This is a genomic window from Paenibacillus sp. S33 (genome assembly GCF_053615415.1).
The window spans coordinates 4,595,397-4,607,870 of record NZ_JBSIEZ010000001.1 but is presented as its reverse complement, the minus strand read 5'-3'; the positions used below and the strand labels follow the sequence as shown (position 1 = coordinate 4,607,870).

The 12,474-nt window shown below is 49.1% G+C and carries 12 protein-coding genes; 8 read left to right on the top strand and 4 right to left on the bottom strand.

From position 1 onward, the window contains the following. Positions 1 to 13 precede the first annotated feature (13 nt). Both ACWGXJ_RS21105 and ACWGXJ_RS21100 read left to right on the top strand, forming a co-directional pair. Entirely contained in the window at positions 14 to 211 is a 198-nt protein-coding gene (locus ACWGXJ_RS21105) for a hypothetical protein (RefSeq protein WP_322174755.1), read from the top strand. Positions 212 to 284: 73 nt separating this feature from the next. Then, entirely contained in the window at positions 285 to 2,267 is a 1,983-nt protein-coding gene (locus ACWGXJ_RS21100) for a heavy metal translocating P-type ATPase (protein ID WP_452567938.1), read from the top strand. A gap of 100 nt (positions 2,268 to 2,367) precedes the next feature. On the opposite strand, the gene ACWGXJ_RS21095 is transcribed toward ACWGXJ_RS21100, so the two are convergent. Continuing rightward, positions 2,368 to 3,891, bottom strand: coding sequence for a DHA2 family efflux MFS transporter permease subunit (locus ACWGXJ_RS21095; protein ID WP_452567542.1), 1,524 nt, complete (start codon positions 3,889 to 3,891; stop codon positions 2,368 to 2,370). A 9-nt stretch (positions 3,892 to 3,900) separates the two neighbouring features. Beyond that, entirely contained in the window at positions 3,901 to 4,536 is a 636-nt protein-coding gene (locus ACWGXJ_RS21090) for an HlyD family secretion protein (RefSeq protein ID WP_025724158.1), read from the bottom strand. Positions 4,537 to 4,668: 132 nt separating this feature from the next. Here ACWGXJ_RS21090 and ACWGXJ_RS21085 point away from each other — a divergent pair, with 132 nt between their 5' ends. Together ACWGXJ_RS21085 and ACWGXJ_RS21080 are read left to right on the top strand one after the other, a co-directional pair. Further along, positions 4,669 to 5,223, top strand: a complete 555-nt coding sequence (locus ACWGXJ_RS21085) for an NAD(P)H-dependent oxidoreductase (protein ID WP_061828901.1) — start codon at positions 4,669 to 4,671, stop codon at positions 5,221 to 5,223. 10 nt (positions 5,224 to 5,233) lie between these two features. Further along, positions 5,234 to 5,695 carry a hypothetical protein gene (locus ACWGXJ_RS21080; RefSeq protein ID WP_452567541.1) on the top strand — a complete coding sequence of 154 codons (462 nt, stop codon included), beginning with the start codon at positions 5,234 to 5,236 and terminating at the stop codon, positions 5,693 to 5,695. Positions 5,696 to 5,776: 81 nt separating this feature from the next. On the opposite strand, the gene ACWGXJ_RS21075 is transcribed toward ACWGXJ_RS21080, so the two are convergent. Then, the gene (locus ACWGXJ_RS21075) at positions 5,777 to 6,508 is read right to left on the bottom strand and encodes a ZIP family metal transporter (protein WP_061828899.1); all 732 of its coding nucleotides are present in this window, start codon (positions 6,506 to 6,508) and stop codon (positions 5,777 to 5,779) included. Positions 6,509 to 6,789: 281 nt separating this feature from the next. Here ACWGXJ_RS21075 and trxB point away from each other — a divergent pair, with 281 nt between their 5' ends. Both trxB and ACWGXJ_RS21065 read left to right on the top strand, forming a co-directional pair. Next, positions 6,790 to 7,731 (top strand): thioredoxin-disulfide reductase, encoded by a 942-nt coding sequence (gene trxB, locus ACWGXJ_RS21070; RefSeq protein ID WP_452567540.1) that lies wholly within the window; start codon positions 6,790 to 6,792, stop codon positions 7,729 to 7,731. Between the two features lie 58 nt (positions 7,732 to 7,789). Further along, the gene (locus tag ACWGXJ_RS21065) at positions 7,790 to 8,020 is read left to right on the top strand and encodes a glutaredoxin family protein (RefSeq protein ID WP_254350683.1); all 231 of its coding nucleotides are present in this window, start codon (positions 7,790 to 7,792) and stop codon (positions 8,018 to 8,020) included. Positions 8,021 to 8,200: 180 nt separating this feature from the next. Here the strand turns inward: ACWGXJ_RS21065 and ACWGXJ_RS21060 are convergent, their stop codons facing one another. Continuing rightward, on the bottom strand, positions 8,201 to 9,373 hold the full coding sequence (locus tag ACWGXJ_RS21060; RefSeq protein WP_452567539.1) for an ROK family protein: 1,173 nt from the start codon (positions 9,371 to 9,373) through the stop codon (positions 8,201 to 8,203). Positions 9,374 to 9,507: 134 nt separating this feature from the next. Here ACWGXJ_RS21060 and xylA point away from each other — a divergent pair, with 134 nt between their 5' ends. Both xylA and xylB read left to right on the top strand, forming a co-directional pair. Continuing rightward, positions 9,508 to 10,824 (top strand): xylose isomerase, encoded by a 1,317-nt coding sequence (gene xylA / locus ACWGXJ_RS21055; RefSeq protein WP_013311966.1) that lies wholly within the window; start codon positions 9,508 to 9,510, stop codon positions 10,822 to 10,824. Between the two features lie 57 nt (positions 10,825 to 10,881). Next, positions 10,882 to 12,405: a xylulokinase gene (gene xylB, locus ACWGXJ_RS21050; protein ID WP_452567538.1), complete on the top strand. Its 1,524-nt coding sequence runs from the start codon at positions 10,882 to 10,884 to the stop codon at positions 12,403 to 12,405. The last annotated feature ends 69 nt before the right edge of the window (positions 12,406 to 12,474 follow it).

The following is a 12,474-nucleotide window of genomic DNA, read 5'->3' as shown; positions in this document are numbered from 1 at the left end:
GGATGCTTTAAATATGGAAGATACCTGCGGTGTTTGCGCGGGTATCTTTTTTTATTTAGGCCATTGCTGGTTTACAAGTGGAAAAGAAAAGGTATATAATAAAACAAAAGTTTCTCTAATCCAAAATAATTGTATAGATGCAAAAATGATTATCATTCTCATTGTCAAACATGCTGCTTCGGACTTCCCGAAGCAGCATGTGCTATTTTAGGGCACTTAACAATGGATATCATTCTCAATGAAATGCTAGTACAAGGACAAAATATGGAAAGGAACGTGACATGATGCAAGCTGCTCAACGATTACAAGATACATTGTCTCCCTCTAACCGAACCCTTTCAAAAAACAGTGGCAGCGGACGACCCGGTCCGAATCGCAAGCCGCAATTTCAGCTTAAAAGCATGCTGAAAAATAAGGAGATGCAAGCTGCTCTAGGTAGTGGATTGCTGATGCTGATGGCATGGGGAGTCTCCCATTGGTGGCAATGGCTATCGGTCATTCTGTATGTAGTGTCCTATGCCCTTGGGGGCTGGTCCAAAGCCAGAGAAGGGGTCGAAACACTGATCCGAGAACATGATCTGGATGTTAATCTGCTCATGATCGCTGCCTCCCTAGGAGCTGCGGCCATTGGCTATTGGAATGAAGGAGCCATGCTGATCTTTATTTTTGCACTCAGCGGTGCGCTGGAGAGCTATACCACCGAGCGTAGTAGTAAGGATATTTCTGAGCTTATGGCGTTGAAGCCGGAAACGGCTTTGCGCTTATCTCGTGAGGGGATGGAAACAGTCGGCATTGAACAGCTGTTGCCAGGCGACCTGCTGCTGGTGAAGCCGGGCGAACTGATTCCGGCGGACGGCCGAATCTCCAAGGGCGTTTCGGCAGTGAATCAGGCATCGATTACCGGGGAGTCTGTTCCGGTAAATAAGGTGGAAGGTGACGAAGTATATGCGGGCACCATTAATGGAGAAGGCGTGCTATATGTAGAGGTTAGTCAGTCCTCGGAGGACACTTTATTTTCAAAAATCATTCGTATGGTGGAAGAGGCTCAGACCGAAGTTCCTGATTCCCAGCGGTTTATTAAAACGTTCGAATCGGTGTACGCCCGAATTGTTGTTGCTGTTACGCTGATGGTCATTGTCGGTGCACCCATCGCATTAGGCTGGACGTGGGCAGCAGCGTTCTACAAGGCTATGGTGTTCCTCGTCGTGGCCTCACCCTGTGCGCTCGTGTCATCCATTATGCCAGTGATGCTATCGGCCATTTCCAACCGTGCTCGACGGGGCATCCTGTTCAAAGGTGGAGCACATGTGGAGAATATGGCATTGACTTCTGTTGTTGCTTTTGACAAAACAGGCACGTTAACGATGGGGTCACCTGTCGTCACGGATTGGATTACCGCCGCAGAATACGATGCCGATGAGCTATTGCAGATTGTTGCCACAATTGAAAGTTATTCTTTGCATCCGCTGGCGCGAGCGATTGTAGCCAAAGCCGAAACTGAATGGGGACAGAGAGATCCTCTCCCAACCGAGCAAGTACAGGCACTCACTGGATGGGGGATGGAAGGCATCATAGGCGGGGTGAAATGGAAAATCGGTCGCACAGATGTGCTGGATGGACCTAGTCCTCTGGCAGAGCCAGAGTGGATGGAGAGTCGGGCCCGGCTGGAAGCTGAGGGCAAAACCGTATCCATCATCCTCGCGGATGATCGGATTGCTGGAATGCTGGCACTACGCGATGAGTTGCGTCCGCAGGCTCAAGAGTCCGTGAAACGCCTGCAAGCGCAGGGTATCCGGGTTGTCATGCTAACCGGAGACCGTCCAGAAACGGCCGCTGTGATCGCGGAGCAGGCCGGAGTCGACGCTGTATATGCTGGCTTAATGCCAGAGGACAAAGTCAGCCATATTCGCATGCTGCGGGAGCAGTACGGGCATGTCGTCATGGTCGGCGACGGTGTGAACGACGCTCCTGCGTTGACAGCAGCAACCGTAGGACTAGGCATGGGGATGCATGGCAGCGGAGCAGCGCTAGAGGTCGCAGACGTGGTACTGATGAACGATGGAATCGAGGAGATCGCTCCGACGATAGCACTGGCGCGCAAGGCGCAGCGGGTGGTCAAACAAAATATGATCTTCGCGGTAAGTGTCATTTTCCTGCTTGTGATCAGCAACTTTGTGCAGGATATAGCCTTGCCATTTGGGGTTATTGGGCATGAAGGCAGCACATTACTGGTCATTTTGAATGGCCTGCGCTTATTGCGGTCATAGGACTAAAAGTTACAAGATGACAAACAGGAAGGAGCATTCATACCTCTTAAAATCCAAGGGGTGAGTGCTCCTTCTTTTGCAGCCTCGCAACGCTGTACGTCTATCTTCGGCGCGGCGTAGATCGTCGTAAAAACAGGGAAAACAATAGCCCCGCCAGCGCAATCCCTGTAGCAATGATAAAGGCATCATTAATGCCATGGATCGTCGATTCTGTAACGGCATTTCGGTACACCTGTTGTAGCGCCAACGATGAACCACTTTCTGTTGAAATGCCCGCCGTTTGCGCGAGGGTTTGTCCCAACTGTGCTACCCCTTCGGTTAAAGGAACATTGGCGGTGGTAGCGACATTCGCATAATCCGCTACATGAATTGTCGTTCGGCTGCTCATTACAGTAATGAGCCAAGCGGTACCGATAGACCCGGCGATTTGCCGTACTGTGTTGGACATGGCTGTACCGTGGCTACCGAGATGGGCAGGTAATTGGTTTAGCCCTTCCGTCTGGACGGACATCATCAGCAATGACATTCCGAAGCTGCGAATCGTATAGATGATCATAATATGTCCGTAGGTGGTGGCATCGGTCAGCAGACTGAATTCCCAGGTTGTGACTGCTGTAATAATCAGTCCAATGATCGCCAACGGCCTTGCGCCTATACGGTCAAATACTGCCCCTGATATCGGTGACATCACACCCATCAGCAGTGCACCCGGCAACAGCAGCAGACCGGATTGCAGCGGCGTAAAGCCACGTATATTTTGCAAATAGATCGGTAGCAGCAGCATCCCGCCAAACATCGTCATGTTGACGGTAGCCCCGACTAAGGTCGATACGGTAAAAATATCATATTTAAACACACGGAACTCCAGCATCGGCTGTACCATATTCAGCTCGCGCACGATAAACAATACAATAAACACAACACCGGCAGCGAGTGTAAGTATTACCGTATTGCTGTCCCAGCCCTTGTCTCCAGCTGAACTAAAGCCATATAGCAGGAAGCCAAAGCCCAATGTGGAAAAGATGGTTCCCAACAGGTCAAAGTTCGGTTTCGTTAGCTTGGATACATTTTTGAGCCAGCGTATGGCAAACAGAATATCAATGATTGCCAACGGAATCACCAGCAAAAATAGCAGTCTCCAACTATAGTGCTCCACAATCCAACCGGATAAAGTCGGTCCAACCGCCGGGGCAAACATCATGGCAATCCCCATGGTCCCCATAGCAGCGCCTCGTTTTTCGGGGGGAAACACAGTCAGGAACACGTTCATGACCACAGGCATGATAATGCCCGCTCCGCTGGCCTGAATAACGCGTCCAACCAGCATAGGCGCAAAGCCGGTACTGGTAGCACAGACGACAGACCCGGCCGTAAATAACCCCATCGCGGAGATGAATAGCGCACGTGTTCCGAATGACTCAATCAGAAAAGCAGTGATAGGAATCAGAATCCCGTTGGTTAGCATATATCCGGTGGATAGCCATTGAACGGTTGTTGCAGATACATTAAAATCATTCATCAAATGTGGAATGGCCACGTTGAGCAGCGTTTGATTCAAAATCGAAATGAAGGCGCCTAGCAGCAGCACGGACAGAATACGTCCGACGGACATTTTTTGATCCATGACAGCCTCCTACTTGTGAACTCTGATGGTCGCACTCATTCCCGGGATAATACCCAGCCCTTTGTAACCTTGAATGGAAATATTGACAGGCACGACCTGTGTCACCTTGGTATAGTTGGCAGTGGTGTTAGAAGTGGGCAGTAGTGAAAAAGTTGATGCGGTCGCCAGGCCGATCTTTTCGAGTTTACCGCTCAGGGACGTATCCGGGTAAGCATCAATATATACATCTACCGTCTGTCCTACTTGAAGATCCTGTACAGCCGTTTCGTCAATATTGGCGGTAATCCATAAATTATTTAGATCAAAAGCCTTCGCTAAGGGTGTGCCTGCCCCAACAATCGAGTTGTTGACTGCAGATTGCTGTACGATGGTACCATCGGTTGGAATCGTAACGCTAATTCGGCTTCCTCCCCCTTCTACATTACCAAGCGTGCTTCCAGCGGTGTAGGTCTTACCAACTTCAGCATTCCAGCCTGTGAGTTTGCCAGCGCCTGGAGAGGCAACGGTAACTGCTTGTCCGCTCACTTGGGCATTATCGGTTTTTATGTAGTTGGCGGATTGATTGTAGTAATAGGCGGCGGCTCCACCACCTGCCAGAATAATGATAATAACTAGCAGGTTGACTAATATGGCGCGTGAATTCATGTTTACATGCCTCCCTAGTTCTTGGATTTTCAAAGTATGCGTCAAATGATTCATAATATTCAGATGGGTTTTGGGCAAGGTTAAGAGCGCATGCGAAAAAGATGATTTTGCTGACAAAGGATGATGCGCATAATGACGACCAGAATCATGATTGTATATGACAGTGAAAATGGGCATACCGAACGTCTCGCTCGCTCGATCGCAGAAGGAGCACACCTTGAGCATACGGAAGTGTTGTTAAAGCATGTGAATGAGGCCGATGTGAATGAGCTAGTGAGTGTGGATGCCATTATATGGGGTTGTCCCGGCCATTTTGGTACCATCAGCAGCGGTCTGAAAAGCTGGATTGATAAGCTGGGGTATCTGTGGGCGCAGGGCAAGCTGGTAGATAAAATCGGCGCTGTGTTTTGCACAACAGCTACCGTTCATGGTGGATTGGAATCTACGCTTCTGAATTTGATTACTCCGATGCTTCATCAAGGCATGATTATTGTAGGACTGCCCGCTAATATTACGGAAAATGCATTATACGGCTCCTATTACGGCGTAGGGGTAACATGTCCAGTGGAGACAGACCCCAATGGTCCGCCTAATCTTCCAACGGGTGATGATCTTGCACTAGGTCGTTCTTTGGGCAAACGGGTCGCTGAGATAGCGGGACGGTACCGTAGCGCTGAAAGGGAATAGGAGGCTACCGATGACCATTGCTTTTATCGTAGTAGCTGCGGTTGCCTTTATTTTTTTGCTGGTATTTAATACAAAGATGACGCGCAAATCCTCTCCCAAAACTCGCCCCGCGGAAGAGGAGTCACGGCAAAGAAGCAAACGTCCTTATCCTGTACAGGTGGAACCCGAGGTGCGTGAAAGGATAGATTCTACGCGAGAGATGCCGCATAAGGATATCGACGTCGAAGAACATCATGCGGAGGAACAACACAAGGTGCCTGATATCCAGACGGATAAGAAGGTAGAAAAGGATCGCGAGAACATCAAGGATGCTTACGGAGATCAGGATTATCGTGCGGCTTTACGTGGTTTTGCCAAAAAAGACCAAGAAAAGGATAGACGTTCCCAAATATCCAATGGAGAGAAGGAGACTCACAAAAGTGAGGACGAGCAGTATCGTGAAGCACTGCGCTCCATGAACCCAAAAAAATGAGGTATCTCCATGTGAACATGCCAAAAAGGCTGCTTATCTGTCTGAATTACAGGCAGAAGGCAGCCTTTTTGTGTTGCTCGGCTATAGCCATTCGGTTAGCCCAATCATCGTAATTAAGCCGAGAATAAAAGAGAATGTGGCGATCCGCTGGTTGCCATCCCCGTGACTCTCGGGAATCAATTCCTTGTAGACAATAAACATCATGGCTCCGGCGGCAAAAGCAAGGCCGTAAGGTACCAGTCCGTTCACCCAGCTACTCAAATAAAACCCGATCAGACTCGTAATGATTTCCACGGCTCCGGTGAGGGTAGCAATGCCCAAGGCCTTGAAACGGCCGATATTTTGATTCACAAGGAACAACGCTACGATAAAGCCTTCCGGGGCATTTTGCAGGCCGATAGAGAAGGCGATCAGATTGCCGAGATTTTGAGTTTCACTTGCATAGCTGACCCCAACAGAGAGTCCTTCTGGCAAATTGTGCAATGTAATAGCTGCGATAATGAGAAAAGATTTGGACTCCAGTTGAAAGGTCTTGGAGTCTGGGTCCTCCAAATCCGCATGGGGAATGTACATTTCCATCACTAGTAATACGAGACAGCCGAGCAGGATTCCCGCAGTCAGCACGAACCAATTGGAATGCTGGATTGCTTCGGGAATGAGGTTATACACGGATGCAGAGGTCATAATTCCTGCGGCATAAGCCAACAGAACATCGCGAAGTCGATGCGTGATATTGCGCATAAACAGTATGGGCACGGCGCCGAGTCCAGTGGACAGGGCAGAAATAAAGCTACCTAAAAAAACGTCATTCATAATCGGGATAATCCCTCCATACCTGATTTATCTTTATACTTCGCTTCATGAAAACTTCATTTGACTGTTTACAGCTATTTCCGCATAATGAAATTAGGATTTAGAATCAGTCTAAGTCATAAGAGGCTACAAAACAAGTGATTCGTTTTTGCAATATCCGGGTGTCCACATTTTGGGATAAGCTTCTGGTGGAATTACTTTTAGAGTATATGCAGCTGCCCAGCGCCCGGTGCCGAAAACTCGTTATATAATACTTATGATATTTTAGGAGGAACCAAGATATGTACAAGTCCATTATTATAGGTACCGGCCCTGCCGGTTTGACCGCTGCAATTTATCTGGCACGCGCTAACATGAGCCCACTGGTGATCGAAGGACCACAGCCAGGCGGACAATTAACTACGACTACGGAAGTCGAAAATTTCCCAGGTTTTCCTGAAGGAATCATGGGGCCCGATTTGATGGATAATATGCGTAAGCAAGCGGAGCGTTTTGGCGCTGAATTCCGCACAGGATGGGTAAACAAGGTAGACACAACGGCTCGTCCATTTACATTGGATGTAGAAGGTTTGGGTGAACTGGTTACCGATACACTGATTATTTCCACAGGGGCGACTGCCAAATATCTGGGTATTCCCGGTGAACAGGATAATATCGGACGTGGCGTAAGCACTTGCGCAACATGCGACGGCTTCTTTTTCCGTGGCAAAGAAATTGTTGTCGTCGGCGGTGGAGACTCTGCCTTGGAAGAAGCCAATTTCCTGACTCGATTTGCCTCCAAAGTGACATTGGTGCATCGTCGTGAAGAAATGCGCGCCTCCAAAATTATGCAGGATCGTGCTCGTGCGAACAACAAAATTGAATGGGCGCTTAATCGTACTCCTGTAGAAGTGATTGCGGACGAGAACGGAGTCACTGGCTTGAAAGTGCTGAATAATGCAACAGGTGAAGAGGAAGTTATTACAGTTAGCGGCGTGTTCGTGGCGATTGGTCATCATCCGAATACAGGCTTCCTCGAGGGGCAAATTACAACGGATGCGAACGGTTATATCGTCGTAAATCCGGGTACTTCCGAAACAAACGTGCCTGGCGTATTCGCTTGTGGTGACGTACAGGATACTCGCTACAGACAAGCGATTACCGCAGCAGGTAGTGGCTGCATGGCTGCTATGGACAGCGAGAAGTACATCGAAAGCCTGGAGCACAGCGCACTGGCCCTGTAATGATCCTTGGAAATATGAATAAATATGTTGTAACAAAATAAATGATGAGGTGATATTCATGAAAAAAGCAATAGTATACACATCTACAAACTGCCCGCATTGCCGTCAAGTAAAAAGCTATTTGAGTGAAAAAGGCGTAGAGTACGAAGAACGCAACATTGAAACCAATGAAGCTTTTGCACAAGAGGTTTGGGATATGGGCATTCGTGCCGTTCCATTGACTTTGATCGGGGAAGAACGTATTTCCGGTATGAACAAAACCAAGTTTGAAAAAGTATTGAACGCTTAATCCAACCTAAGAGCAGACGACGGTCCTGTGGATCGTCATAGGGTATAGATAAGGCCTCCATCGCAGTTACATACTGCGATGGAGGCCTTTTTATAGTCCCTAATCTTTTTATAGGATTTTGCAAAATTCCGGGAAAAGTGGGCGTACAGGAACCTAAGTGTTCCCGTACGCTTTTTTTTCTTATAAAGACACGCGTACTCGCCCCAGAAAAGGAGCTGTTGCTGCATAGGCGGCACCTAGCATCGTCGAACGGCTGCCAAGCGTGGAGAAACGAATCTGTAGTTGCCGACGGTGATAGGGCAGGGCACGTTCGTCAATCACATCACGCATGCTTTGTTCCAACCAAGGTCTGGCTTCCGCCAGTGGACCGCCGATGATAAGCATTCCGGGGTTGAGGCTGTTCACAATGTTGGTAATACCCACACCCAAATATCGCCCAATATCATCAAGGACGTTTAATGTACTAGCTTCACCTTGCTGAGCAAATGGCAGTAATTCCGCTGTATTCTGTGCAGGTAGTTTCAATGTGGATGCTACATACGCCTTCTCTGAAGCATAGAGTTCCCAGCAGCCGCGACTACCGCAGGAGCAGAGTCGTCCGTTCCAATCAATGGTCATATGACCCGTCTCTCCGGCGTACCCCCAAGCTCCTTGATACGGTTTGCCATCGATGATAATCCCGGCTCCGATCCCGGACCCTGCACTGATGTAGACCAGATCCCGCACCTGCTGTCGGTGATCGCCGTCCATCCCATAGTACAACTCGCCCTGTGCGCCGACGTTAGCTTCGTTATCCACTACGACGGGCAGACCTAGCTCGGCCTCAAGTTGCTGCCGCAGCGGAACCTCTTCCCAGCCCAGATTGGGTGCGAACAAAACGGTTCCGGTTTCATCCACCATACCCGGCACCCCCAGCCCAATGCCGACAATACCGTGAGGGGAGGGAGGAGCGGCCTGCATGAGCTCCTGAACGAGCTTTCGAATCTGTTCCATAACAAAGGCGGGATTATGCTGAGTAAGGGAAAGGGTAAGCTCAGTTTCAATGGTACCTGCCAGATCAGTCAGAGCGCCCTTGATGTACTGTACGCTTACCTCAATACCGAGTACAAAGCCTGCACGGCTGTTGAACAGCAGCATTAAAGGCTTACGCCCGCCGCTGGATTCCCCTAACCCCGTCTCATATACAAGTCCATCGGTGATGAGCTCTGCCACCAGATTGGAAACGGTAGCCTTGTTTAATCCAGTTTGACTGGATAACTGTGCCCGGGATAGCGGAGCATGAAGGCGAATACGCTCCAGCACAATGGATTTATTTAGCTTTTTGACAAGCGCCTGATCGCCAGTGACATTCATGGTTAATTCACTTCCTGTTGGTGTAATTCCTGATATTATATCATAAAAACAAACTTAGTTTAAGCAATAGACAAAGTCTTTTGGCTGTGCTAGAATCGTTTTTGTAAACGTTTACTACAAAGGAGGAACTTATAATGGCTTATTTTGAACAGGTATCTAAAATTAACTTTGAGGGCAAGCAATCCGACAATCCTTTTGCGTTCAAATTTTATAATCCACAGGAAATTGTAGCGGGAAAAACGATGGAGGAGCATTTGCGTTTTAGCATGGCCTATTGGCATACACTGGTTGCAGGCGGCTCCGATCCTTTTGGTGTAGAAACAGCGGAACGTCCATGGTCCAAGTTTACCGGGCTGGATTTGGCAAAGGCACGTGTGGAGGCTGCCTTTGAGCTGCTGGATAAGCTGAATTTACCTTATTTTGCTTTCCATGATGTGGATATTGCACCAGAAGGCGCGTCATTGAAGGAATTTTACAGCAATCTGGATACTATCGTGGATCTGATTGAGGAACATATGAAAGCTACGGGGAAAAAATTGCTGTGGAACACGGCGAACATGTTTAGTCATCCACGTTATTTGCATGGAGCTGCGTCGACTTGCAATGCAGATGTATACGCACATGCAGCTGCTCAGATTAAAAAAGGACTGGAAGTGGGCAAACGTCTGGGCGCAGATAACTATGTTTTCTGGGGAGGCCGTGAAGGCTACGAAACACTGCTGAACACGGATTTGAAGCTGGAGCAGGACAATTTGGGACGTATGTTCCATATGGCCGTAGACTATGCGCGTGAAATCGGCTTTGATGCTCAGTTTCTGATTGAGCCAAAACCGAAGGAGCCAACGAAGCATCAGTATGATTTTGATGCGGCGACGACGATTGCCTTCCTGCAAAAATATGATCTGGATCAGCATTTCAAGCTTAATCTGGAAGCTAATCATGCAACTTTGGCGGGTCATACTTTTGATCATGAAGTACGTGTAGCACGGATTAACGGCATGCTGGGATCACTGGATGCAAATCAGGGAGATTTACTGCTGGGCTGGGATACGGACGAATTCCCGGTGGATCTGTATGATGCCACACTAACCATGTATGAAGTGCTGCAAAATGAAGGCTTGGGCCGTGGCGGTATCAACTTTGATGCCAAGGTGCGCAGAGCATCATTTGAGCCGGAAGACTTGTTCCTTGCGCACATCGCAGGTATGGATACGTATGCGAAGGGGTTGAAGGTAGCTGCCAAACTGATCGAGGATCGTGTGTTTGAGGACTTTATTGAGAAGCGCTACAGCAGCTTTAAAGAAGGTATTGGAGCAGACATCGTATCCGGAAAAGCAACGCTTGCTTCTCTGGCTGAATATGCTTTGGCGAACGAAACACCACGTAAAAACGTATCCGGTCGTCAGGAATATCTGAAAGCAACATTAAATCAATACATTTTGGCTGACTAATACCAGGACTTATATATGAAACAACGGCTGCACGATGACAAGGAAGGAGGAACTCCAATGCAGGAGAAGCTAAATCAGGAGCAGGAACGCTATGTCATTGGCGTAGATTTGGGTACCAGCGCGGTCAAAACGGTGCTGGTTAACCGCAAGGGGCAGGTGGCCTATGAAACCTCCCAGTCTTATCCGCTCCATCAGCCGAAGGCAGGGTATAGCGAACAGCACCCTGAGGACTGGGTCAGTGGCACGTTAGCATCACTGAAACAGCTTGTGGAGAAGGCCGGAATCGGCGACACAGATGCCGTAGACGGTATTAGCTTCTCGGGACAGATGCATGGGCTTGTGCTGACTGACAAGGAAGGCCAAGTGCTTCGTCCAGCTATTCTGTGGAATGACACGCGTACAACAGCACAATGCCGTCGTATTGAAGAAAAGCTCGGGGCGAAGCTGCTGAACATCGCACGTAATCGCGCGCTGGAAGGCTTCACGCTGCCCAAGCTGCTGTGGGTGCAGGAGCATGAGCCAGACGTGCTGGCTCGTGCGGCACATTTTATGCTGCCCAAGGATTATGTGCGCTACTATCTGACAGGAGAGCTGGCGACGGAGTATTCGGATGCGGCGGGCACGCTGCTGCTGGATATTGCGAACAAGCAGTGGAGCGAAGAGATCGCTGCCGCGTTTGACCTACCGTTGTCGCTGTTCCCGCCGCTGGTGGAATCCTTTGATCAGACGGGTACGCTACTGCCGGAGATTGCGGAGCAGAGCGGGCTTTCGCCTGAAACGAAGGTCTTTGCAGGTGGTGCCGACAACGCATGTGGCGCGATTGGCGCTGGCATTTTGAGCGAAGGCCGCACCCTGTGCAGCATCGGCACCTCAGGTGTTGTACTTTCCTATGAGGAACGCAAGGATATTGATGTGCAGGGACGGGCACATTTTTTTAATCATAGTGAGCAGGATGCTTATTATATTATGGGGGTTACGCTCGCGGCCGGATACAGCTTGACTTGGTTTAAGGATACCTTTGCACCAGAGCATTCTTTTGATGCACTGTTGGCAGATGTGAACTCTATTGAACCAGGCAGCCAAGGGCTGCTGTTCACGCCTTATATCGTCGGCGAACGTACACCTCATCCAGATGCAACCATTCGAGGCAGCTTTATCGGGATGGATGCGGGGCATAAGCTTGCGCATTTTACACGGGCAGTACTGGAGGGAATTACGTTTTCGCTCAAGGAATCCATTGATATTCTGAGAGGAACGGGCAAAACGGTGAATGAAGTGATTTCCATCGGCGGCGGTGCGCGTAATGAGGCATGGCTGCAAATGCAGGCAGATATTTTTAACGCGGATATCATTAAGCTGGAAAGCGAACAGGGACCTGCCTTGGGGGCGGCCATGCTGGCTGCTTATGGTAGCGGCTGGTTTGAATCTCTGCAAGCGTGCGCTGAAGCTTTTCTGCGTGAAGCAGCGAGATATTCCCCGAACCCGGAACGTGTGGCACAGTATGAAGGCTTATACGACCTGTATCGTGAAGTTTATCTGCACACGCGGGAGCTAAGTGAGCATTTGGCAGTATATCGGTGAATACGGTGAGCTTTAAGCGTAAATAAGAAGCGGCTTCGGGTGTAAGAAACCCCCGAAAGCCGCTTTTTT